Consider the following 23,604-nt stretch of genomic DNA (forward strand, 5'->3'; position numbering starts at 1 on the left):
AGGGGTTATCATTTCGGGATTGATGCACCGGATAAGGAAATTTATCGTTTAACGGAAGCGTACGCTAAAGCGGAGAATGAGCGCTTGGACGAGCTCGACAACCCTCCGGTAACAAGGCCATGGATTCAGGATTTCACCGCTTCGTGGTTAGGTATGGGGAATTATATTCCGTATGGTCCAGGCGCAGTCGAAGCACAGATCCAAGCACTTAATGACAACGGAAGTATTGACGGATACTTAATATGGAACGCCGGTAACAATTATACAGAGGGTATCGACTTTACGCCGATTGAGTAATGAAATGTCGGAAGTCAAGAGGCAGAGGGCTTTATGTTGTTGCTTAATAAAAGTATGCGTAATTGAGAAAAGCTTCATGATTTTTATTAACGAGTTTAACTTTTCTTCGATCTGGGTACATATACTTTAGGTGCTACGTATATCCACTTCGTAAGATTTTGTGAAAAGTTATACGAGCGCTTGTTAGATTAGAACCATTATTGTATAATTATAGATATGGTTAGTGTGTAGAAAATGTATTTTGAATATAGATAGGATAGACATGGATAGGGGAACAGAACGTGAAATGTTTTGAAGGGAGAGGGTCTAGATGGTGACGTTACTAACATCGCCGAGCTGTACTTCTTGTCGGAAAGCAAAAGGGTGGTTGGAAGAACACAATATCCCTTTTACAGAAAGGAATATTTTTGCTGAGCCCTTATCAGTTGAAGAAGTGAAAGATGTCATTCGAATGACGGAAGATGGCACGGATGAAATTGTATCGAAGCGCTCCAAGATTTTTCAGGAATTAGATATTGATGTCGATACCTTATCTCTCCAGCATCTTTTCGAACTGATTAGTGAACACCCGGGATTATTAAGAAGACCGATTATTTTTGATGATAAACGTCTGCAGGTAGGCTACAATGAAGCGGAAATCCGGCGTTTTTTACCGCGAAAAATCCGCACCTACTTTTTACAAGAGGCACAGCAGCAGGTAAACTGACAACGAAAAAACTTCTATCCGCAAAGATAGAAGTTTTTTCTTTAAAGAGCGTGTTCAAAAAGCCGAGAAGTTAGAAAATGTTCTTCTCTTTTCGCCAAATGACGAAAGCTTAAATTTTCTTATGCTCTGGAATACAAGAAAGCCCGTCTCGAGCATCCTGCTTGCACCATGAAAACATTCACTTCTCACGGAGAAAAAGGGGTTTCTTTTTCGAGGAAAGATTTCCCGGACTTTTTGAAGATCCTCTTAAAAAGTAAGCACCGCAGTGCATATCAGCTTCCTATATTTTATACAGTAGAAAAAGAACTTATAAAATAAAACCAAACGATTGACATTACGATTGACAGTGAGTGGAGTCGCCAGCTAGTAATCCCGAGGGCTTTTTCTCATCCACATTTATAAATGTGGATGAGAAAATGACAATTTGAACAACCTTAAGGATGGCATTCTCATCGCAGAAAATGGTACACTTGCCCTTAACAGGGATGATGAATTCGTATAGAATGGACTTAAGAGTTGAAAGCGACGCTCGATAAAAACAAAACAGCGTGCGGTTAGTCCACTTTAACCCGAGGAGGGAGAAATCGTGGAAATTGAAAGAATTAACGATACGACCATTAAGTTCTATATCACTTATGCAGATATCGAGGATAGAGGCTTTGACAGCGATGAAATTTGGTATAATCGCGAACGTGGTGAAGAGTTCTTCTTTGAAATGATTAATGAAGCTCATGATCATGAGAATTTTGAAATTGAAGGTCCTTTATGGATTCAAGTTCAAGCGTTTGATAAAGGGCTGGAGATTGTCGTAACACGTGGTCAAATGAATGATGGGAATGTAAAACTGGAAATCCCTGTGGGCAAAGATAAAGAGGATAATGAAATTGACGATAATATCGTTGATATGCTAGATGAGCAATTGCGCTCAAGACAAAAAGATCGGGATTCTTTAACTCCAGAAGATCCATTAAGCATTGTCATCGCTTTTCAAGATCTGGAAGACTTAATTGCTCTAAGCAAAGCGGTTAAACTGGAAAATGTTAAAAATGAAATATATTCATTAGAAAATGTATATTATCTTCACATTGAGTTTGATGATTACTACGATGAAGATGAACAAGATAACATGTTAAGCCGCGTCTTAGAGTACGGGGATGAATCAGATGTTTCTATCCATCGCATTCGCGAATATGGAAACACGATTGTACCGGATCACGGTGTAGAAGTATTATCCTCTTACTTCTCATAACCATTAAAACGAGCGCTGGGGTCCTAAATGGGACGACCGGCGTTTTTTAATACATAAAGAACACCATCGTATTTGTTTAGGTGCTCAGGTTACTAAAAATGAGCTTGGGCAGGAGGCGAAATAGGTGAATAAACAGATCAATATTTTTTTCATTATTATTCTCTTTTTATCAGTGATCTATACGATGAGGGGATTTTTAGATGAACAGTTGAGAATTATTATCACCATAATATATTCGATTGCGATTGCATTGGTGATATTTGTCATATTCATGGAAAAACGAAACCCTACGAGGACGTTAACATGGGTGATTGTGCTAGTTGCTTTTCCCGGTGTTGGTTTTATTTTTTACTTAATATTTGGCCATGCATATCGACATCAACGTTCATATACAAGGAAAGCTTCTGAAGATGAACAAGCCTTCGAGAGTGTGACTCGACATCGTAGTTTGATGCAAGCAAATGGCCAACACTTGATGCCAGGTCGAGAGAAATTTTTCCACTTGGCTTTAAAATTAGGTTCCCCTATTTCATTTAATACGGAAACAAAGGTGTTAGCAGATGGACGGGAAACTTTTGCACATATGCTATATGCACTTGAGCAAGCCGAACATCATATCCATATTGAATTTTATACGATTCGACATGATGATATTGGGAACCAGTTCAAGCAAATCTTACTTAAAAAAGCACGGGATGGTGTAGAAGTCCGGGTTTTGTACGATGCCGTTGGCAGCTGGCAGTTACCGAAAGCATACAAAAATGAGCTTCGTCAGGCGGGTGTGGATATAAAGGCTTTTGCCCCCGTAAGAATTCCATTATTAAATCATCGAGTGAACTACCGAAATCATCGCAAAATTGTAGTCATCGATGGTCAAATTGGCTTTACCGGAGGCTTAAATATTGGCGATGAATACGTGGGTAAAGGCAAATTGTTCAGACATTGGCGTGACTCGCACCTCTATATGAAAGGAGAAGCCGTCAGGGATCTCCAGTTAACGTTTTTGCGTGATTGGTCGTTTATGACCGGGGAGACAAAGATGGATCCTGTTTATTTATCCCCGGAGCATCGTAATTCCAAGATCGACGAAGGCGGTGTTCAAGTTATTGCGGGAGGCCCTGATCAACAGTGGGAGGTCATTAAAAAGCTTTTCTTTAAAATGATCACAAACGCGAAAAAGTCAATATGGATCGCTTCTCCCTACTTTATTCCTGATGACGATATATTGTCAGCGCTCAAAATTGCAGCCCTCAGTGGCATTGATGTCCGTCTCTTGATGCCGAGTAAACCAGATAAGAGAGTCGTTTTTCACGCTTCACGTTCTTATTACCCTGAACTGGTAGATGCCGGTGTTGTCATTTATGCGTATGATCATGGATTTATGCATAGTAAATTTATGATTGTGGATCAGGAGATTGCTTCTCTTGGGAGTGCAAATATGGATATGCGGAGTTTTCACCTTAATTTTGAGGTTAATGTCTTTTTGTATGAAACATCCAGTGTTTCTCGTTTAGTAAGTGATTATGTTCTGGATATGGAACATTCGAGTGTAATCTCAGCAGAAGCCTTGAAAAAGAGGCCGTTTCGATCCCGGATGATGGAGTCTTTTTCTCGTTTGCTATCTCCATTATTGTAGTGGAGGCCGCCTTGCATATGTACGCGCTGGCGTGCTGAATTCTTAAAGACTGCTCCGTCATTGTAGAGGTTGTCCAAATATGAATGGTTTTTTTCTCTAAAAACTTTTTTAGTGAAAAGCAGGAATAAGAGTGATAAATGTAGAATGAAGATTAGGTGAATGTTCCCTCGTTTCATTTCCCTGAAAGGGTGTTGCCTATTGTTCACTGCTATATCTCTTTCCGGACGAACCGTATCCCTTTTAGCTGGAAAGGATAAAGCCTATATTGCCTCCCAATCTCAATGGTTTTGTCCTGTATGTAATGAACGCCTTCGATTAAAAAAAGGAAGGAAGCGCAGGTCTCATTTCGCTCATGTTGCATACACAAATTGCCCTTCAACAACTGCAGAGTCAGAACATCACCTGGAAGGAAAGGCTTTTCTATATGAATGGTTGAATAAACAAGGAGCAGGGGTCTCGGTAGAGGCTCAAATTTTTGAGACGAATCAACGGGCAGATCTTCTCGTACATGGAAAAGAACAGACCCTTGCGATTGAGTACCAATGTTCAGCCATTGACCGTGAGAAGATTCGCGCTCGTACCGTGTCATATCAATCCGTAGGGATTCAAACGATCTGGGTGCTCCCGTTTTATCGGTTAAGAAGAAAAGGGAATACGATTCGTCTTCAAGACTGGGAATGGGAGGTCACTGATCATTCGAGGTATGTGCCGCGTATCTACTTTTTGCAAGCCCCCTCAACGTTATGGATCGCACATCTGGGTGCATACTTATCCCCGCAAAAAGCATACGCACAGGTGCTGTCATATCCCCTTTTAACCTCATCATTCGAAGATGTAAAAGAAACAAACCCTTCTATAACGAACTCCAGTAAAGCCATGCTAACTTACAAAAAAAACTGCCGTTATGGTAAACGACTCCCGCCAACCCCATTCTCCATTCAAGTCCAAGAGCTGTTACTCCGGCATAAACTCCCACTCCATCTTCATCCTGCAGAAGCAGGTTGGTTTCTTCCTTGTCAAGCTTGGGTTAGGGAACCGCCACTCCTCTGGCAATCGTGGTTATTCATTCAACTCCTTTACCTTCTTAAACGTCAAACGTACATTTCTCCCAAGATGCTTGATCAACATCTACAATATCTCTCCAGACATCTACAACTTTCAATGGAACGAACTCAGGTATTGATGGATCAGTACTTAACTCTTTTAGTAAACTTTGATGTTTTATATAAACGTAATGGGGGCTTTGTACTGGCCCAACGCATCCGATTTCCTCAATCGGCTGATGAAGGGTATGAGATGGATCAGCGGTATGCATACAAGGGGTCCTCGATGGTTACAAATTGATTGACATGTTCTTTTACCTTAAGATGGAAAGTAAGGAGGGAGAATCATGTCCAATCATACAGGTACACGAGTCCCGGATCGTTCGGAAATCCCCAATGAACGAAAATGGGATGTAGAAGCGATTTTTACAGATGCTAATGAATGGGAGCGAGCTTACACGATCCTAGAAAATCAATTGCCAGAGCTGGAGGCCTTTCAGAATAAACTTGTAGATTCAGCGGAGATGTTATATACAGGCTTACAAAAACGGGATAACATCAGTATGGAATTGGAGCGTATAGTCGTCTATGCCCATCTGAAAAACGATGAAGACACATCCAACAGCTTTTACCAGGGGTTATTTGATCGCGCACGTTCATTATTAGCTCGTTTTAGTGCAGCGGTTTCGTTTTATGAGCCAGAGATTTTATCTGCTTCTAAGGAAACGATTGAGCAATACCTTAGCGAATATGAACCCTTGCAATTGTATCGATATGAATTAGAGTTATTAAACGAACGCAGACCCCATATTCTATCGAAAAAGGAAGAGGAGTTACTCGCCAAAGCTTCTGAGGTTACCGATCAACCTGAACAAGCATTTTCGATGCTTACGGATGCGGACTTAACCTTTGAATCAATCAAAGATGAAGAGGGAAATGAAACGGCTGTAAGCAATGGTCGATTCATCCAGCTTCTACAAAATGAAAACCAAAGAGTTCGCAAAGATGCTTTTCATTCGTTGTATCGAGCGTATCGTGGTCATGAAAATACACTTGCAAGTATGTTGAATGGACAAGTGAAACGTAATCAATTCTATGCAGATGCGAGAAACTATTCATCCGCACGTGCTCAAGCCCTTCATACGAATCATATTCCCGAAAAAGTGTATGATCAATTGATTAAGGTTGTTAATGATCATCTTCATCTTTTTCAGCGATATTTACGCTTACGGAAAAAGTTGCTTAACCTCAATGAGCTCCATTATTACGATTTATACGTTCCACTGGTGGAAAGCAATGATTTTGACGTTGACTATGAAGAGGCCAAAAAAGAAATTATTCAGGCGTTAAAGCCGTTGGGGCAAGATTATATTCGTGTGATGACTTCAGGATTAGAAGAAAATGGATGGGTTGACGTTTACGAAAATAAAGGGAAATCGAGCGGGGCATATTCCTCTGGAGCCTATTTAACGCAGCCATATATTTTAATGAATTGGCAAAGCAATATTGACGCGATGTACACGCTGGCTCACGAGCTTGGACATTCCATGCATAGTTACTATACCCATAACGCTCAACCGTATCCATATGGCGACTATACCATCTTCGTAGCAGAAGTGGCTTCTACGGTAAATGAAATGTTACTTTCCCATGCATTAGAACAAAAAACAGAAAGCAAGGTCAATAAACTTTATTTACTCAACCAACAACTTGAAGGGTTTAAAGGCACGATTTTCCGACAAACGATGTTTGCTGAATTCGAGCAGCTGATCCATCAGTTTGCTGCGGAAGGAAAAGCGCTGACTCCAGAGAACCTTAAGGCAGAATATCTTGATTTGAATCGTAAATATTTTGGAGATGAGATGGTTTATGATGATGATATTTCTCTTGAATGGTCCAGAATCCCCCATTTCTATATGAACTTCTATGTGTATCAATACGCTACAGGATACAGCGCGGCCGTCGCTCTAAGCAAAGGCATTCTTGAAGAAGGGGAGCCTGCAGTGAAGCGCTATTTATCCTTCTTGGAAGCCGGGGATTCAGACTATCCCACTGAAATATTGAAAAAAGCAGGGGTAGATATGACTGAACCTGCCCCGATTGTGGCAGCCATGACCCAATTTGAACGGCAATTACAAGAAGCCGAGCAATTGGCCGAGGAGTTATTCAAGGATATTTAAAAAACCCTCAACACGAGGGTTTTTTTACTCTAAGAGGATGTTCAAAAAGCCTGGGAAAAATAGCGGTCGAATTTCTGCGTCAGCTTGCTTCCTCGACCTTCTCGGCTCTTTTTGAACACGTACTTTAAGAAAAGCCTTTAAAACGGCTGCGTTCGTTTAAAAAGTGTACACTGATGACAATGGAACCGAAGAATATCGGGGCGGCAATAAACAATGGAAATAAACGCAAGGCAGCTACCAAAAATAAGAGGTAGCCAATCGATACAGCAATAATACTGAGAATAAATTTTTGCATTGGCAAACCCCCTTTCTCATTTTCCCATTCGTGCAACGGGTTTTATTCAAAGGGAAAAGGCAAAGTTCATCGGGAAAGTTCGGAGTCCTATAATTCAGTATATGATGAACTTGTCTTTTTTCATCACTTCAAAAATAAAAAATGACCAATGCTGGTCATTTTTCGGGGGGGATAGGCTGCCAAAAGGTTCCTCTTTTTACCGGGATCGATTCGACTTTTTGTTGGAGCTGTAATGCTTTTAGACGGGCATTTGCTTCTTTCATGGATAAATCATATACTTCTGCTACTTCTTGGGTGGCCACAAACTGATACGTTCGCACAAATTCGTCAATGTCCATTTTTTTACGGGCCTGAGGATAATCACCTAACATTTTCGCCAGAATGTCTTCGTACACATCATAGCTGTGCAGTCCAGAGACCTTCAGTCCGGCATCTTCGATCCGATCGTTGAAGAAGATCATTGTTGGTACTGCTTCCGCATCCATTTCGTGAGTGGTATTCACGTCAGATTCTAATGCTTTCCTGGCTAAATCAGAATTAAGGTCTTTCCGAAATTCCTCAAGATCTAATTGAGTACGTTTAGCACAAGAAAGGAGAATTTCTTCATTAGAAATGTTTTCTTTTTTAAGGAAAAGAGCTTCGCGCAACCTTCGGAGATAAAGTATACCATATTGGCGGCCCTGCATTTCAGCAGCTTTTACAGCAATGGCAGGTGCTTCTGAATGGGAGAGTGGGTTCTCATGCCAAATATCACCATCACAACACATTCCTGTACGAGTGGCGGTCGTTTCCCATAGATCCACTAGAGATTTTTGATTTTGTTCATTTACACACCAGCTGGCGGCTTCAGGAACGATAAAAAAACGCATTTTAAATAAATGGCCGTACTCAAGCTGTATTTTCTTTAGTTTCGGTTCCATTCCCCAGCAAGCAGGACAAAGGGGATCTGTAAAGACATAGATTTCCAACTTAAAATGATCATTTGTTGGTTTATCTCCTTCTTCCATCCCACATACGCCAAGAGTATCATCACAGCCCCGTTCATTTGTCTTCACCAAGGTCATTCGCTCCTTTCCTTAAACCGACGTGTTAACCATATGGTGCGCGGTTAATGTTAATCTTCGATATAATTCATGGACTGCTTCTTCATCTTCAAGCTGACTGGCTGCCAGTGCCTTTTCCATACAATCTAACCAGGCTTGGGCTCTTTTCGGTGTAATTTCAAAAGGCAGATGACGAGCACGTAATTGCGGATGTCCATGTTCTTCAGTATATAACGGGGATCCCCCGCAAAATTGTGTTAGAAATTGTTTTTGCTTTCTTACTGTTTCACTCAAATCATCGGGAAACAATGGTTTCAAGTCAGGATGCATGTGTACTCTTTGGTAAAATTGTTCCGTAATCGTTGAAATCGCCTGTTCTCCACCGAGAGCCTCATACAATGTTCGTTTCTTTTCGTTCATCTTAGACCCCTTTTTCCCGGACTTTTTGAACAACCTCTTGAGAGGGATTTTGAATAATCATATTGTAGCAATGCTTACGAGAACCTTCAAATACTATGCATCGGCTCTTAGAAAGGCGATAAAAGGTGAGAGCATATCCCCGCTACAGAGATATGCCCTCGCCCCATCTGAATATAAAATTATGCCAAGCTTTGATAGGTATTGAATACTTTTGGAACATAAGCTGTTGTTTCATCAAAAGGAGGAATGCCTCCATACTGATCGACATTACCAGGACCGGCATTATAAGCAGCTAGAGCTTTTTGAACGTCATTGTTGTAGCGGTCAAGCATGTCACTTAAATAACGGGTGCCGCCATCAATATTTTGAGCTGGATCGGTAGCATCGGTAACGCCTAATCCGCTTGCAGTTCCAGGCATTAATTGCATCAAGCCCATGGCCCCGGCATGGCTCTTGGCATTTGGATTGAAATTAGACTCATGTTTAATAACCGCGTAGATTAAGCCGGGATCTACCCCATGTTTTTCGGCTGCCGCTTCAATATAATGATTATATGGAGAATCTGGTAAAGTGCTACTGGTAGTGGTAGATATAGGGTTTTCCGTTACTTCCGCCACCTCTTTGAAATGGGGAGAAAGAAGGTGCGAAGTCACTTGCGGCTCTTGAACGGGGTTAAAATAGAGCGGCCTGTCTCTAGATAAGTCCAATGGGAATGTTCGCTGGCTGCCGTTTGATGTTTCATGTAGTACTTGAGCATTAGCGAGAATTGAAGCAAAATCCTTGATTGGCTCCCCATGTGTACGATTTGAATCCGGTATCGAAAACGGTGAAAGTGTTATCCGATTGAGTAACATTGGATAGAGTTCATTCATAGCGAGCCGCTCCTCAATTATAGTATAATTCGACTATAGCAGAATGAAGAGCGAAAACAACAACCTAAAATAAAAAAGATGAAAGTCCTATATCAAGCTCCCCATGAATAAGGCAGGGGAACTTCAAAATGGTAGTAAAAAAATAGACAAGACACAAGCCCGAGTCGGAATGAGGTTCATATGACGATAAAGTAAATTTTGGATGATAAGAGGGGGCAGTAAGCAGGGGGGGTTATGTCTTCTTTCGCATTTTCGCTGAAAAAAAACGTTGAATTTTCGGAGGTGGTTCTGGCGCCTCTTTCGCCATTCCTATTTGTTCAACGATTTGTGATAAGACGTTACGGACATGTTCTCGAGACTTTCCTTCATATTCTAACTCAAAATCCACTTCACCAAGGTAATGGCTTTCATCAAGAGCAATGAACCCGCCATCATGTCCCCATTCAGCCCGCCAGGTAGATAACTTTCCTAAGTATTGAAGGGCTTCAAATGGAATCCCCCATTCTTTTTCTATGTAGGTTTGAATGGAGCCTGGAGATACCTTTGTAAGGGCGGTTTGTTCTGTCCATTCATTTTTCTCAAGACGTTGATGTTTCTCGGTCACACCTTCACCATTTCGCACCTTCAATGTTAAGACATTGGCTCCGTCTTTATAACGAATACGTAATGCAGCGTTTCGTTCTTTTAATTGAAAATCGGATGTGTCAAAATAGTGATTGTGCTGGATATGGAATTCCTCCGGGTGTAATTGAAAATACCCGCATATTTGATGGAATTCAGTTTCGGTTAGTAAACGCTTGCTTTCAATTTCCAGTTCTTCAAATTCACGATCCATGCAATCATCCTCCTGCCTTTATTATGGCATAGACGATGTAGAGCTACAACGTGATTTGGATAAAGAAAAGGGGTAGAATAGACGTGACTGTAATAAATGCAAAGAAAGCCATACATAGAAACGACGGTCTCTATCTCGTGACAGATCGTTCGACACATTCATCATTCACACCAACGAGCCGCCTGCTGGCCGATTCCGATAATTTTGCTCTTGTGTATATTTTTGAACAGGATGATGAATTTGTACAAATCCATATTCATGAAGACTTATGGCCGGCGATCAATGAAATCTATCGAAAGCGAAAGCCAATATTTCTTGATGAGCCTGATGTTGAATTTGAAGATATCCATGAGGAATTAGACATGTTACTGGATGTCATTCAAGGAAATAACAATTATGGAGCTGAGATGGTTCGTACTGTTGAAAAGCATTTCCTAGATCCAGCGAACGATTGATGGAGGTGTTCGAATGAGAACTTGGCCTATATTTTTATCACCGTACCAACAAGCCGTTGAAGAATTAAAGGTAAAATTTAAAAGTCTCAGGGAACAATATCAGCAATCTTCGAAACATACACCTATTGAATTCGTGACAGGGCGTGTAAAACCGATTACGAGTATTCAAGAAAAAGCAAAACGTAAAGAGATTCCTTTAGAAAAGCTGGAAACGGAAATGCAAGATATAGCTGGCATCCGTATCGTTTGTCAGTTTGTAACAGATATTGACCCGATCGTAAATATGTTGCGGAGCAGAAATGATATTACTGTCATCAGTGAACGAGACTATATAAAGGAAAAAAAATCCAGTGGTTATCGTTCCTATCACATGGTGATTGATTACCCTGTTCACACCGTAGAGGGTACAAAGCATATTCTCGTAGAAATTCAGGTGCGCACGATGGCAATGAACTTTTGGGCAACCATCGAACACTCGCTCAATTACAAGTATAGCGGGGAGATTCCCCAAGACATTAAGCTCCGGCTCGTTCGAGCAGCAGAAGCTGCCTACCAGTTGGATGAAGAGATGTCCAAGATCCAAGGAGAAGTGCGTGAGGCTCAATCGATTATTACCAAACTTCAAGAAGAAAATCGGGGGACCTATAAGTAAGAGGAGGAAAGTAGCTGATGAAGTATGATGTAACTTCGCGGGGGGATGAAGCTTCGAATGAGATCGCCTCCCGTATATGCCGGGAGCTCGGCAAACATTCACTTACATTAGATGAGGAGGAACCAGAAATCGTCATCTCTGTTGGGGGAGATGGCACGTTGCTCGAAGCGTTTCATTATCATAAGCATCGTCTGGAAGATACATGTTTTGTCGGGGTTCATACTGGACATTTAGGTTTTTATGCTGACTGGATGCCTGAAGAGGCCAACCAATTAATTATCCACATTGCGAAAACCCCTTTTCAGGTCGTCGAATACCCTTTGCTTGAAGTTGTCGTTCGTTATCAAGGAGAGAGTACTCCGGATCGTTATCTGGCTTTAAATGAATGTACAGTGAAAACGACCGAAGGTTCCCTCGTCTGTAATGTTGACATAAAAGGAGAAACGTTTGAAACGTTTCGCGGTGATGGGCTTTGTATCTCTACTCCATCGGGGAGTACCGCTTACAATAAGGCATTGGGAGGAGCAATTCTGCATCCTTCGTTATCATCGATGCAAATTTCAGAGATGGCTTCGATCAATAATCGTGTATATCGAACGATTGGTTCACCGCTCGTCTTACCTGAGCATCATACTTGCTTATTACGACCATTAAACGATGTCAGCCTGCAGCTTACGATCGACCATAAATCCGTTGTCAATAAGGATATTGAGTCCATCCAATGTCGTGTCGCTGAAGAGCATGTTCGTTTTGCTCGCTTTAGACCATTTCCATTTTGGAAACGTGTGAAGGAGTCATTTATCGGTGAGTAATTGGACATCAGCCTGGACATGGAGTGTAAATGCACCTCTTTCGATTGATGATTTCTTGAAAATAGAAAAAAAGATGTCTACACGTATGATAAAAAAGATCAGGCGTTTCGGTGAATTACAAGTAAATGGAAAGCCTGCAGTAAAGCACCAGGAACTACTTCCAGGGGATGTCGTTTGTGTTGTACCTCCCGAGGAACAGTTCCCGGCCCATTTTCAAAGGTACTCCTATCCGCTATCGGTGATCTACGAGGATGCCCATTTGCTCATATTAAACAAGCCGGCACCAATGGCAACAATGCCGGGACACGGAGAAAAAGGGGAGTCACTTGCAGAAGCGGTGATGGCTTATTACGAGACAAAAAAGTTCCCAGGCTCTTTCCACGCAGTAGGTCGTCTCGATCGAGGGACTAGCGGAATAATGATCGTCGGAAAACACGGATATGCACACGATAAGCTCACACGATTCACTGAATATCGGCCAAATAAAAGGTATGTAGCCTTCGTAGAAGGCTCCTTTCCGGATGGACGACAAGTCATTGATGACCCGATTCAACGTCATCCTGATTCGTTGATCGAAAGGCAGATCGGGGGCGATAAACCAGCCATTACAATTGCTGAAAAACGAGGAGAAGGAGGAGGGGTGAGTCTCGTGGAGCTCACCCTCATTACAGGGCGAACGCATCAATTGCGTGTGCATCTTGCGGCTAGAGGGTACCCGATTGTAGGGGATACGCTGTATGGAAGCTCATCCTTATGGATCAAGCGCCAGGCGTTACATTCCATTCATACTCGTTTCCAACATCCGATCACAGAAAAAATGTATCACCTAACAGCACCCTTTCCGCGAGATCTTCAACCTTTATTTTCTAAAATGGGTGCTGATATTCTCGACGAACTCCATCAGGCCTCAACGACTTCTTCGAATGTGAAGCGGTAGACTTCCTCACTCTCGTTCGTGATAACGGCATCAACGCTCCCACTGAGGCCTTCGGGTTCCAACGGTTCGTTAAGGAAGAACGTTTCACTTATCATATAACGATCACCCCCGCCAATAGAAAAGGGTTCCCCCTCATCGCTTTGGAGGAGCTCAGGCTCACTTAAGGACTCTAGAAGCTTTTCGTCATTCACCTCCCAATGGAGAAGCAGTTCCTCAGCAGGCCGTTCTGATGTGTTGGCTATTAATGCGTTAAATGAAACCGATGATTCATCTCCCTCGCTCGATAGCACAATTTCCGATTCATCTTCGATATGACTAATCTCCGCCTGAGGTGCACATGCAGATAATAAAAATACGAAGATCATGAGACTAACGAATACGGTACGATTCATTTTTTTTATTCCTTTCTATAAGAGCCTAGAGACTCTTGTTTTTCATAAGTACGGAATTTTTCCGACTGCTTTTCTTGTCGTGAAGGTATCGATATGGTTGTAAGTTCAGGATAACGAAAGGCAGTGAGCGCACCACCAAAGACGCATCCGGTATCAATATTAATAGTACGCCGGTAGACTCTGGGGGTCTGTACAGGTGTATGGCCGTAGACAATCCAGGGTGGCTGGTTCCTTTCGTTTAGCACCCAGTCCCGCCGCTTCGGTACTTGACCCGGTTGCTGCTGTTTGCGGTCCACATCTCCGTATAGGACGAATGCACGAACCGCTTTGTTGGTTTTGCCAATATCGTGTCTTCGGATACCTGCGTGTGCGGCAACTACATTGCCTTCATCTAGTGAAAGGTATAATGGTGATTGTTCAAACAGCTGCATAAACGTTTTTCGTATGTTATGATAGGATGGTTTTGTGAGCTCCTTAAGTTCAGCAACGGTCGTTTCCAAGCCATGCTGAATTTTTACCGGACGTCCAAGGAAATAGCGGTATAGCTTGTCACAGTGATTTCCGGGTACATAATAAGCCAATCCTTGGTCTACAAGGGGAGTTACATCTTCAATGATACCCAGCGAATCAGGACCGCGATCGGTAAGGTCCCCGATGAAAACAAGTTTTCGCTGATGAGGATGTACATAAGAGCCTTGCTTTTTTTTATATCCTAGTTCTTGTAAAAGTTGGGAGAGTTCTGATCGGCAACCGTGAATATCACCGATAAAATCCAAGCCTTTTGTCATTGTCATCACCTTCTGAAATCATAGCAGATGAACACCTATGATTGAAAGTATATGAACAGTGACCGTTCTGTAAAAAAATGCTATACTGAAGGACAAGAAGAATATAGGCATAGAAAGGAGCTTAAGAAAATGAGTTTATCATTAGAAGGACATACATATGTTGTCATGGGGGTAGCAAATAAAAGAAGTATTGCCTGGGGGATCTCTCGTAGCCTCGCTGATGCCGGGGCAACGCTTGTTTTTACATATGCTGGAGAACGCCTTGGAAAGAACGTACGTGAGCTTGCAGACACCTTGGAAACCGATACATATGTGTATCCATGTGATATTACGAGCGATGAAGAAATCCAATCAACATTTAGCCAAATTAAGGAAGAAGTGGGAACGATTGATGGACTTGCCCACTGCATCGCTTTTGCGAAAACCGAAGATCTCGAAGGTTCGTTCGTAGAAACGTCCCGGGAAGGCTTCCAATTGGCCCATGACATTAGTGCCTATTCGTTAACCGCTGTCGCCCACGCTTTAAAGCAGAATGAACTAATGCCTGAAGGTGGATCTATTTTAACCATGACCTACCTTGGCGGCGAACGCGTGGTGCAAAACTACAATGTGATGGGAGTGGCCAAAGCGGCATTGGATGCAAGTGTCCGTTACCTAGCAAATGATTTGGGCGAAAGCAATATCCGGGTAAACGCGATATCCGCCGGACCCATGCGTACCTTGTCGGCAAAAGGAATCTCCGGATTTAACACCGTGTTAAAGGAAATGGAAGAAAAATCTCCGTTAAAACGAACCGTCACACAGGAAGAAATCGGAGGCACTGCACTCTTTTTAATGAGTGACTTATCCAAAGGCATGACCGGTGAAATTCTTCACGTCGACGGGGGTTATCACATTATTGGGATGGGATAAAGGATGAAGGCTGTCTATCGGGCAGCTTTTTTATTTTGACAGGATGTTCAAAAAGTCAGGGAAAAATGGCCGTCGAATTTCTGCGTCAGCTTGCGGGGTGAAGGAGGCCAGCGTGTCTCTGAAAGTGACACGCTGGCACTAGCACCTTCGGCGCGTTGCACGTACCAAAAGCGTATCCTCGAAATCGAAAACCACTTTTTCATCGTGTGAAGGAACGCTTACGAAGCAGCCAGCTGGCGCTTCGCTCCTCGGAAAAGAATCCCCCTTTCCTTCGTGGTACAAGCAGGATGTCAAGACGCGTTTCCTTGCACTCCAGAGCATAAGAAAATCTAGACCCGCCATTTTAGCGATCAGCTAATATTTTCTAAAACTTCTTGGCTCTTGTTGCCCTCCTTTTCGAACACGCACTTTAATGGTAAATATAACGAAAACGGCTATATTTTTACATCTATTCGGAGATGCTACAAGTACGTCTTCAATTCGACCTATAAAGCATCTATATGAATGGAAGGTAGTGATCACTTGTATTCTGTTGTAGCCGAAAGACTCGTACGGTTAGTCCTCAAAGCAGACTACCGTGCACTCACGGAAAGTGAACAATCAGAAATGGATGAAAGCAAGAAGTTCTTAAGGAACTTTTATTGGGAAAAGGAGAAACTCTCTACGATGTCCTATATCGCCTATACGACAGAAGATCATGAATGGCAACATGAAATCTGTTCAGCAGTTGAAAAATTAAAAGGGGAATGACCTATCTAGATAAGAAAAGACCCACGTGATTGCGTGGGTCTTTCTACGGGTGGCTTAGTAGCCGCCGCCTTCTGCTTCTTCGGTGATATAGGTTTCAGAGAGATCATAGGTGTCGTTTGGATGATGAATAAGGTTCTGTACTGAATCAGAAACCCCGGCCCGAACATCATCAAAGACGGTATAAATCATTGGAGCTTCCTCTACAAGGATTTCCTGAATTTCACCATAAAGCTCTTCACGTGCTTCTTCATCATCTTCTTGACGTGCTTCCTCAAGAAGTTCATCTACTTCTTCATTCTCGTAGAATGAACGGTTACCGGGGGCCCCGTGATTATCGGAATGGAAGAGAGAGTACATACCGTAATCAGCGTCTGCCGTTACAGTGTTCCAGCCAAGGATAAACATCTCATGCTCGCCTTCAGCTGTCTGATCAAGGTAAGCACCCCATTCAACGTTTTGAATGGACACGTCAACTCCGATATCTGCAAGCTGATCCTGAATAAGCTCAGCGGTTTGTTCCCGCATTGGGCTTTCGTTATTCGTCCACAACGTCGTTTCAAATCCATCTTCATAACCTGCTTCTGCGAGTAGTTCTTGAGCCTCTTCAGGGTCATAACCGAGCTCATCTAAATCTTCGTTATAGCCAAAGACAAGATCGTTAATCGGTCCGTAGGCTGGTTCTCCGTAACCTTCATAAATCCCTTCCACGAGAACCTCATTATCGACAGCCATGGTAATGGCTTGACGGACAAGTGGATCATCGAAGGGTTCTTCTTGGGTGTTAAAGCTAACATAAGTCATGCTCAAGCTCGGCCCTGACATCAGCGTAGCGTCTTCCAGTGCCTCAACCTGGTCCACTAACGCGGGTTCCACATCGTCGGCCACATGGGTTTCGTTATTTTCAAGCCTTCCGATACGGGTAAGATTCTCATCGATAATTTCAAATGTAACGCTATCGAGGTAGGCATTGTCACCCCAGTAATCTTCATTTTTATGGAACGTAAGTGAACTTCCCTGATTCCATTCCTCGAATACAAATGGCCCTGTACCAACGCCTTCGGTATCGAGGTTAAGATCTTCGCCCTCTTCCTCTTCTTCGATGGCCGCTTCACTCATAATACCCGCCGCATTATGCGCGAGGTGTGCAGGTAATGGAGCAAATGGAAACTCAGTCGTAAACTCGACGGTGTACTCATCAACTGCTTCAATATTGTCAATCATTTCAAAAAGGAATGCAGCTTCTGAAGCACGCTCTTCTTCAAGCACGCGTTCAAATGTGGCCACCACATCATCAGCGGTTAGCTCTTCACCATTATGGAAGTTAACGCCTTCACGTAGTTCAAAAACAAACGTGTCGTCATCTGTTTGTTCGTAGGATTCCGCTAAACCTTCGGTCTCAATCTCGAGTGTTTCAGGATCTTGGGTAACAAGTGTTTCATACATTAATGTACGTGCTTTCGCAGAGGGGTTGTCATTCGAACCGTGAGGGTCCATCGACTGCGGTTCCCCTGCCATCGAAATCATGAAGTCTCCGCCTTCCTGTGGTTCCCCAGCGGTTTCTCCGTCTCCTTCGTCTTCACCATCATCCTCGCCATCTTCGACGTCTTCTCCAGTGTCCCCGTTATCGCCGGCATCGCCGCCATCTACATCTGAATCATCGGTGCAAGCGGTAAGCACAAGACTCGTTGCAAGTGCAGCTCCTACAAGATATCCAGACCTTTTGTAGCGTTTCACCCATAATTCCCCCTTAATATGATAATAAAAGCTAGGCTTACTATATCCTACGAATTAAAAACTTTCAATACTATTTTTTCAATTAAATAAAGATTAGCTTTGACAAAAAATTACGATTTACAACAAATTAGAGCATGTTGTAAGCTGTTAACAATCGATAATACTTACAAAATTGAGAGAGGAGGGTGAAACTACAAAAGAATTAGGGAAAACGTTACATATATATCGAGAGAAAAATCGAATCAAAGATTTTCTCGTACTTTATTGTAAAACGTAATAAGATTGCTATAATAAAACAAGTAGTTTGCTAGTTCAGTTTGTACAGAAGGGGTTGAGCAGAGGATGGGGTCAACCGTTAATCAAAAACCGGCTCGTGAAGAAGAAATTGGCGCGCCGGAATCACGGTGGAAGTCATTATTTAAAAAATTAATACGCAATAAGTCCTCATTAATCGGTTCATGTATTCTTATATTTTTCTTGCTAGTCGCTGCATTCGCACCATTTTTAATGACGCATGATCCAAATTCTACCGATTTATTAAATGATTTTGAAACACCATCGTCGGAAAATTGGTTTGGGACCGATCATAATGGTAGGGATATTTATAGCCGAATTGTTTATGGTACACATTTAACTTTATATGTAGGAACGGTATCTGTTGCGATTGGAGCCGCTGTTGGGATTGTTCTCGGATTATTTGCAGGGTATTATGGCCGTTTTGTTGATACGGTTATTATGCGCGTGGCCGATGTATTGCTTGCTTTCCCAGGAATCTTATTGGCACTTGCCATTGTTAGTGCTCTAGGTGCGAGCTTAAACAACGTAATCATTGCCTTGTCGATTTATAACATCCCGGTATTTGCCAGAATTGTCCGAGGTTCTGTCTTAGAAGTGAAATCCGTTGAGTATATCGAAGCGATACGAGCGCTTGGCGCGAAGGATGGGAAAATCATGTTTCAACATATCCTTCCTAATGTGAGTTCCCCGGTGATCGTACAAGCTTCATTACAAATCGCGACCTCGATCCTTAGTGCTGCGGGCTTATCCTTCCTCGGTGTGGGAGTTCAACCGCCAACGCCGGAATGGGGAGCGATGCTTAACTCAGGAAGAAGTTACATGTGGGACTCCCCCCATCTTACGCTTTTTCCAGGTATTGCGCTCGTTCTCGTCGTCCTTGGTTTCAACCTATTGGGTGATGGATTGCGCGATGCGCTAGATCCAAAATCAAAAAAGTAAGGAGGCGTTAAGTTTGTATATTTTTATCATTCGCCGTTTTTTACAACTTATACCGGTCATTATCGGCGTAACCCTCGTTGCTTTTTTGATCATACAATTGATCCCGGGGGATGCAGCGCAAGTTATGGCTGGAGAAGCAGCTTCTGAAGAGCAGTTGGAGCAGATGAGGGAGAATCTTGGATTAAATGAACCTTTATATGTACAGTATGGAACGTTTTTAGCTGATCTTGTTCGTTTAGATTTGGGTCAATCTGTACGTACGGATCAACCGGTGATGGAACTGGTCGCCCCGCGCTTTTGGATCACATTGGAGCTTGCTTTTTGGGGACTGGTTGTAGCCGTTGTTGTGGGTCTTCTCGGTGGAATTTTAGCCGCGACCAAACAAAATTCTTACCGTGACCTTGGTACGATGATGTTTGCGGTCATCGGACTTTCGATGCCCAACTTCTGGTTAGGTCTTATGCTCATGTATTTGTTTTCAATTGAACTCGGATGGCTGCCTACATCGGGCTGGGGAGATTGGCAACAGATATTCCTGCCTGCAATCACAATGGGAACGGCAGGTGCAGCTATTATCGCCCGTATGACACGTTCAGCGATGCTTGAAGTGCTTGGCGAAGATTACGTACGAACGGCGAGGGCGAAAGGTGTAAAAGAACGTTTAGTTATCTATAAACATGCGTTACGAAATGCACTGATCCCCGTAGTTACCGTTATTGGTTTGCAGTTTGGCTACTTTTTGAGTGGAGCTGTATTAACAGAGTCTGTGTTTAGTATCAATGGTTTAGGGCGGCTTGTTGTTGACGCAATTTCGCAACGGGACTTCCCGGTTGTTCAAGGAACAGTGATTGTGCTCGCGCTGACCTTCGTGTTAACAAACTTCATTGTCGATATCCTCTATCGTGTCTTGAACAAACGAATCGAAATAAATTAAGAATTAGCATACGGGAGGGAATGAAGCCCCCTCGCCTATAGAAAAGGAGGTCATGAGCGGTGGCAGCAACGGATAAGACACCTATTTTAAAAGTCGAGGGTTTACAGACGTCTTTTTTCACTCATGACGGGGAAGTGAAGGCCGTTGATGGCGTTGATTTCGAAGTAGGGGCGAATGAGACGCTTGGGATTGTCGGTGAATCAGGTTCAGGAAAGAGCATCACCTCATTGTCCATCATGCAGCTTGTTGAATCTCCCGGAAAAATTAAGGGAGGAAGCATTAACCTTACGGGTGAAGATTTACTCAAAAAATCCAAGTCCCAGTTTGCAAAATATCGCGGAAATCGCGTCTCGATGATTTTTCAAGAACCGATGACTTCGTTAAACCCTGTATTTACCGTCGGTCATCAAGTATCCGAGGCACTACGAATTCATAAAAAACTAGGCAAAAAAGATGCCCGTCAAGAAGCCATCCGCATGCTTAAACTTGTTGGAATCCCTGCACCGGAAGATCGCGCAAAACGCTATCCCCATGAATTGTCCGGGGGGATGCGCCAACGTGTAATGATTGCAATCGCGCTCTCCTGTGACCCTGAGTTATTGATTGCCGATGAACCAACGACGGCTCTCGATGTAACGATTCAAGCGCAAATTCTTGAATTGATCAAGAACTTGCAGGAATCCTCCGGGATGGCTGTTCTCATTATTACCCATGATCTTGGGGTAATCGCAGAAACCGCCGATAAGGTCGCTGTCATGTATGCCGGTGAAGTCGTCGAGCAGGCAGATGTGAAAACGTTATTCAAACGCCCCTTGCATCCTTATACAAAAGGGTTAATGAACGCCATCCCTCGACATGATGTGGATATGGATGAATTGGAAGTGATCAAGGGGACGGTCCCCAGCTCCGCGGAAATGCCAAGTGGATGTCGCTTTATGAAACGTTGCCCATATGCCTCAGAAATTTGTGAGACCCATCCATCATTAGCAACACCAACCCATAATTATGGTGTGGAAGATGATAGCGGGGCGGTACGCTGCTGGATATACACTGAGGAATGGGACACAGCTACTAAAAAACAGGAGGTGCAGTAAGAGCAATGACCACACCTCTCTTTGAAACGAAAAACTTAAAAAAATACTTTCCGGTAAAAGGCGGGGTCTTGAACCGGAAAATGACGGATGTAAAAGCGGTAGATGATGTTTCTTTTGCCATTCATTCGGGCGAGACTCTAAGCATTGTTGGGGAATCAGGCTGTGGTAAGTCAACGACTGGGCGTGCGATTCTTCGATTGGAAGAACCAACAGACGGGGAAATTTATTTTGATGGGGAAGATTTTCGTAAACTGAGTAAATCTCAACTTCGAAAAAGGCGTAAGGATATCCAAATTATTTTTCAGGATCCGTATGCATCCCTCAACCCCCGGCAAAAAGTGAAACAGATTCTTGATGAAGCAATGGCTATTCAAGGGGTTGTCCCGAAAAAAGATCGTCCGGCACGCATCCGCGAGTTAATGGAAGTCGTCGGCTTACGCCCTCAACAAGCGGAAAGGTATCCCCATGAGTTCAGCGGAGGGCAGCGTCAAAGAATCGGAATTGCACGTGCCCTTTCCGTTGATCCAAAACTCATCGTTTGTGATGAGGCTGTATCAGCTCTTGACGTTTCAACCCAGGCGCAGGTGCTCAACTTACTCAAAGACTTGCAGCGGAAATTTGACCTTACATTTTTGTTTATTTCCCATGACTTAGGGGTTGTTCGCCATATTTCCGACCGTGTGGTCGTGATGTATCTTGGGAAAATTGTTGAGATAGCCGATAAGAAATCACTATTCGACTCCCCACATCACCCATACACACGGGCATTACTTTCGGCTATTCCGGTTCCGGATCCTGAAAGAAAAACAGAGCGTATCGTTCTTGAAGGCGATGTGCCTTCTCCGATGAACCCGCCAAGCGGCTGTCGTTTTCACACGCGCTGCCCATTTGCAACGGAAATTTGTAAGCAGGAAGAGCCTGAACTCCGAACCGCAGGTGATATGGTCGATGGACATCAAGCTGCGTGCCATCATATGGAAGAGATCGTTGAACAATATGGAAAAACACCTTCGGTACAGGAATAATGAATGGGGCTGCCCAAAGGGCAGCTGCTGCATTCGATGGTTCATTTCTCCTTTTCGGCGGGAGGATCCACTATTTCGGCGCTACGGCTAAGGTTCGGCGAAAATGCGGTCATCGGTGCAAATATTTTTGAGACATCCCCATTTAGTATGAAAAAGAATCATCCCGTTAGGAGGGATGATTTATTTGTCTAACAGTATGCTGCTCCCACAATGATGAGAAGGATGAAGAGAACGACGATAAGCGCAAATCCTCCGCCGTAACCAAATCCAGCTGACATGTTGCATTCCTCCTGAAACCACGATTCGAGAACATTTTACTTTGTTCTCCCTATACATTATGCAAGCAGTTATAGACGGGTGAACTAACCGTTAAAACCGGGCACTTGCCCAAGAGTGGGACATATCATCAAGAACATACGCCGTTTCCTTTTTCCTAAACCTGCGTATTCTATTCTTAAAAGGGGCATAAGAAACGTTTCTTTCCTTTGGCGAGGAATGGATTCTATAACACTAGCTTAACCCCGGTAAAGCTACTTGTCTGCCTTTTTGAACATCCTCGTAAATATTTCCTTTTCATTCAATCATAGCTTGTTATATTCCGAATATAATGGAGCAAGACGTTGTCTGATAAGGAGGAGAAGCTATTGAGTTCTCGAAGACGTATGAAACGTGTCCAGCCGCTTTTATATATTGATAATCCTAATCATGAACCGCCTTCCCATGGCAGAACTGAAGTAGAGGTATTATACAAACGTAGTCGATTACAACGTAGTCAATCTACAGATTCCGAAGAAGAGGTGCCAGAAAATAAAAGTGAAGAAATGGAGGAATCCCCTGAGGAAGAGTCAAAAAGGAGACGTTCATTTAATTTATCCAGGCACCTGGGCTATGATTGGCAAGGGGGAAATGGAGCAAGACCCGGAACAAGGACGACCGAACAATTAAAATCGACATTAGAAAAACAAAATACGAGAACTAGAAATCGTACAACAAGGCGTCGTGCAGGTGAGCACCAAATTCAGCCTGATTCTCAGGTTAAGAACAAGGATGAAGGGAAAAAAGAAGAGAATTCACTGACATTTGCAGACAAAACTGTAAAAGAAAAAACAGATTTTCTTGTTCGTATGCGTCATCGTTCACCGATTACATGTATATGTAAAACAAAAAATCAAACATGGGTCGGCATCGTTACTGCTGTAGAGGAACAGCAGTTCACGATGCAAACCCAGCAAGCCCCTTATCTGGTAACGATCAACTACGATGAGGTCACAGAATTATCTCTCGGTGATCTCATGGGGTGATTAATA

26 protein-coding genes are annotated in these 23,604 nt (G+C 43.1%); 17 read left to right on the plus strand and 9 right to left on the minus strand.

Going from position 1 to position 23,604, the window contains the following annotated elements; all coding sequences use genetic code 11:
• Positions 1–18 precede the first annotated feature (18 nt).
• The 6 genes from HNR44_RS02080 (at position 19) to pepF (ending at position 7,111) form a co-directional block, all read left to right on the plus strand.
• The gene (locus HNR44_RS02080) at positions 19–297 is read left to right on the plus strand and encodes a putative glycoside hydrolase (RefSeq protein WP_343069410.1); all 279 of its coding nucleotides are present in this window, start codon (positions 19–21) and stop codon (positions 295–297) included.
• Between the two features lie 310 nt (positions 298–607).
• Positions 608–1,003 (plus strand): transcriptional regulator SpxA, encoded by a 396-nt coding sequence (spxA, locus tag HNR44_RS02085; protein WP_184402464.1) that lies wholly within the window; start codon positions 608–610, stop codon positions 1,001–1,003.
• Positions 1,004–1,589: 586 nt separating this feature from the next.
• Positions 1,590–2,252 carry an adaptor protein MecA gene (mecA, locus tag HNR44_RS02090; RefSeq protein ID WP_184402465.1) on the plus strand — a complete coding sequence of 221 codons (663 nt, stop codon included), beginning with the start codon at positions 1,590–1,592 and terminating at the stop codon, positions 2,250–2,252.
• 124 nt (positions 2,253–2,376) lie between these two features.
• Positions 2,377–3,888, plus strand: a complete 1,512-nt coding sequence (gene cls, locus HNR44_RS02095) for a cardiolipin synthase (RefSeq protein ID WP_343069332.1) — start codon at positions 2,377–2,379, stop codon at positions 3,886–3,888.
• 198 nt (positions 3,889–4,086) lie between these two features.
• Positions 4,087–5,232: a competence protein CoiA gene (locus HNR44_RS02100; protein ID WP_184402466.1), complete on the plus strand. Its 1,146-nt coding sequence runs from the start codon at positions 4,087–4,089 to the stop codon at positions 5,230–5,232.
• Between the two features lie 46 nt (positions 5,233–5,278).
• On the plus strand, positions 5,279–7,111 hold the full coding sequence (gene pepF / locus HNR44_RS02105; RefSeq protein ID WP_184402467.1) for an oligoendopeptidase F: 1,833 nt from the start codon (positions 5,279–5,281) through the stop codon (positions 7,109–7,111).
• 124 nt (positions 7,112–7,235) lie between these two features.
• On the opposite strand, the gene HNR44_RS02110 is transcribed toward pepF, so the two are convergent.
• From HNR44_RS02110 to HNR44_RS02130, 5 genes are all read right to left on the minus strand, one after another.
• Complete coding sequence (locus HNR44_RS02110; RefSeq protein WP_184402468.1) at positions 7,236–7,406, minus strand: hypothetical protein; 171 nt, start codon at positions 7,404–7,406, stop codon at positions 7,236–7,238.
• A gap of 155 nt (positions 7,407–7,561) precedes the next feature.
• A complete protein-coding gene (locus HNR44_RS02115; protein WP_343069411.1) occupies positions 7,562–8,461 on the minus strand; it encodes a ClpXP adapter SpxH family protein in 900 nt (299 codons plus the stop codon).
• A gap of 21 nt (positions 8,462–8,482) precedes the next feature.
• Positions 8,483–8,869 (minus strand): globin domain-containing protein, encoded by a 387-nt coding sequence (locus tag HNR44_RS02120; protein WP_184402470.1) that lies wholly within the window; start codon positions 8,867–8,869, stop codon positions 8,483–8,485.
• A 179-nt stretch (positions 8,870–9,048) separates the two neighbouring features.
• The gene (locus HNR44_RS02125; protein ID WP_184402471.1) at positions 9,049–9,741 is read right to left on the minus strand and encodes a lytic transglycosylase domain-containing protein; all 693 of its coding nucleotides are present in this window, start codon (positions 9,739–9,741) and stop codon (positions 9,049–9,051) included.
• Positions 9,742–9,973: 232 nt separating this feature from the next.
• Complete coding sequence (locus HNR44_RS02130) at positions 9,974–10,576, minus strand: CYTH domain-containing protein (protein WP_184402472.1); 603 nt, start codon at positions 10,574–10,576, stop codon at positions 9,974–9,976.
• Positions 10,577–10,659: 83 nt separating this feature from the next.
• Here HNR44_RS02130 and HNR44_RS02135 point away from each other — a divergent pair, with 83 nt between their 5' ends.
• The 4 genes from HNR44_RS02135 to HNR44_RS02150 are packed head-to-tail and all read left to right on the plus strand — an operon-like array spanning position 10,660 to position 13,432.
• The gene (locus HNR44_RS02135; RefSeq protein WP_184402473.1) at positions 10,660–11,031 is read left to right on the plus strand and encodes a UPF0738 family protein; all 372 of its coding nucleotides are present in this window, start codon (positions 10,660–10,662) and stop codon (positions 11,029–11,031) included.
• A 13-nt stretch (positions 11,032–11,044) separates the two neighbouring features.
• Complete coding sequence (gene yjbM / locus HNR44_RS02140) at positions 11,045–11,683, plus strand: GTP diphosphokinase (protein WP_184402474.1); 639 nt, start codon at positions 11,045–11,047, stop codon at positions 11,681–11,683.
• A 17-nt stretch (positions 11,684–11,700) separates the two neighbouring features.
• Positions 11,701–12,495: an NAD kinase gene (locus HNR44_RS02145; protein ID WP_184402475.1), complete on the plus strand. Its 795-nt coding sequence runs from the start codon at positions 11,701–11,703 to the stop codon at positions 12,493–12,495.
• Positions 12,488–13,432 (plus strand): RluA family pseudouridine synthase, encoded by a 945-nt coding sequence (locus tag HNR44_RS02150; RefSeq protein ID WP_184402476.1) that lies wholly within the window; start codon positions 12,488–12,490, stop codon positions 13,430–13,432. The genes HNR44_RS02145 and HNR44_RS02150 overlap by 8 nt, the downstream gene beginning before the upstream one ends.
• On the opposite strand, the gene HNR44_RS02155 is transcribed toward HNR44_RS02150, so the two are convergent.
• Both HNR44_RS02155 and prpE read right to left on the minus strand, forming a co-directional pair.
• Positions 13,396–13,824: a hypothetical protein gene (locus HNR44_RS02155; protein ID WP_184402477.1), complete on the minus strand. Its 429-nt coding sequence runs from the start codon at positions 13,822–13,824 to the stop codon at positions 13,396–13,398. The genes HNR44_RS02150 and HNR44_RS02155 overlap by 37 nt on opposite strands.
• 5 nt (positions 13,825–13,829) lie before the next feature.
• On the minus strand, positions 13,830–14,612 hold the full coding sequence (gene prpE, locus HNR44_RS02160) for a bis(5'-nucleosyl)-tetraphosphatase PrpE (RefSeq protein WP_184402478.1): 783 nt from the start codon (positions 14,610–14,612) through the stop codon (positions 13,830–13,832).
• Between the two features lie 129 nt (positions 14,613–14,741).
• Between prpE and fabI the strand changes: the two genes are divergently transcribed.
• The gene (gene fabI, locus HNR44_RS02165; protein WP_184402479.1) at positions 14,742–15,524 is read left to right on the plus strand and encodes an enoyl-ACP reductase FabI; all 783 of its coding nucleotides are present in this window, start codon (positions 14,742–14,744) and stop codon (positions 15,522–15,524) included.
• A gap of 522 nt (positions 15,525–16,046) precedes the next feature.
• Complete coding sequence (locus HNR44_RS02170) at positions 16,047–16,274, plus strand: DUF7667 family protein (protein ID WP_184402480.1); 228 nt, start codon at positions 16,047–16,049, stop codon at positions 16,272–16,274.
• Between the two features lie 54 nt (positions 16,275–16,328).
• Here the strand turns inward: HNR44_RS02170 and HNR44_RS02175 are convergent, their stop codons facing one another.
• Positions 16,329–18,008 (minus strand): ABC transporter substrate-binding protein, encoded by a 1,680-nt coding sequence (locus HNR44_RS02175; RefSeq protein WP_184402481.1) that lies wholly within the window; start codon positions 18,006–18,008, stop codon positions 16,329–16,331.
• A 342-nt stretch (positions 18,009–18,350) separates the two neighbouring features.
• Between HNR44_RS02175 and HNR44_RS02180 the strand changes: the two genes are divergently transcribed.
• The 4 genes from HNR44_RS02180 to HNR44_RS02195 are packed head-to-tail and all read left to right on the plus strand — an operon-like array spanning position 18,351 to position 22,297.
• On the plus strand, positions 18,351–19,244 hold the full coding sequence (locus HNR44_RS02180; RefSeq protein ID WP_184402482.1) for an ABC transporter permease: 894 nt from the start codon (positions 18,351–18,353) through the stop codon (positions 19,242–19,244).
• A 13-nt stretch (positions 19,245–19,257) separates the two neighbouring features.
• Positions 19,258–20,178, plus strand: coding sequence for a nickel ABC transporter permease (nikB, locus tag HNR44_RS02185; protein WP_184402483.1), 921 nt, complete (start codon positions 19,258–19,260; stop codon positions 20,176–20,178).
• A gap of 59 nt (positions 20,179–20,237) precedes the next feature.
• The gene (locus HNR44_RS02190; RefSeq protein ID WP_184402484.1) at positions 20,238–21,272 is read left to right on the plus strand and encodes an oligopeptide/dipeptide ABC transporter ATP-binding protein; all 1,035 of its coding nucleotides are present in this window, start codon (positions 20,238–20,240) and stop codon (positions 21,270–21,272) included.
• Between the two features lie 5 nt (positions 21,273–21,277).
• Positions 21,278–22,297, plus strand: coding sequence for an ABC transporter ATP-binding protein (locus HNR44_RS02195; protein WP_184402485.1), 1,020 nt, complete (start codon positions 21,278–21,280; stop codon positions 22,295–22,297).
• Between the two features lie 188 nt (positions 22,298–22,485).
• On the opposite strand, the gene HNR44_RS02200 is transcribed toward HNR44_RS02195, so the two are convergent.
• Positions 22,486–22,575 carry a YjcZ family sporulation protein gene (locus HNR44_RS02200; RefSeq protein ID WP_184402486.1) on the minus strand — a complete coding sequence of 30 codons (90 nt, stop codon included), beginning with the start codon at positions 22,573–22,575 and terminating at the stop codon, positions 22,486–22,488.
• A 366-nt stretch (positions 22,576–22,941) separates the two neighbouring features.
• Here HNR44_RS02200 and HNR44_RS02205 point away from each other — a divergent pair, with 366 nt between their 5' ends.
• Entirely contained in the window at positions 22,942–23,598 is a 657-nt protein-coding gene (locus HNR44_RS02205) for a CotO family spore coat protein (RefSeq protein ID WP_184402487.1), read from the plus strand.
• Positions 23,599–23,604: the final 6 nt, after the last annotated feature.

It is taken from the genome of Geomicrobium halophilum, assembly GCF_014207655.1.
Lineage (GTDB): Bacteria > Bacillota > Bacilli > Bacillales > Marinococcaceae > Geomicrobium > Geomicrobium halophilum.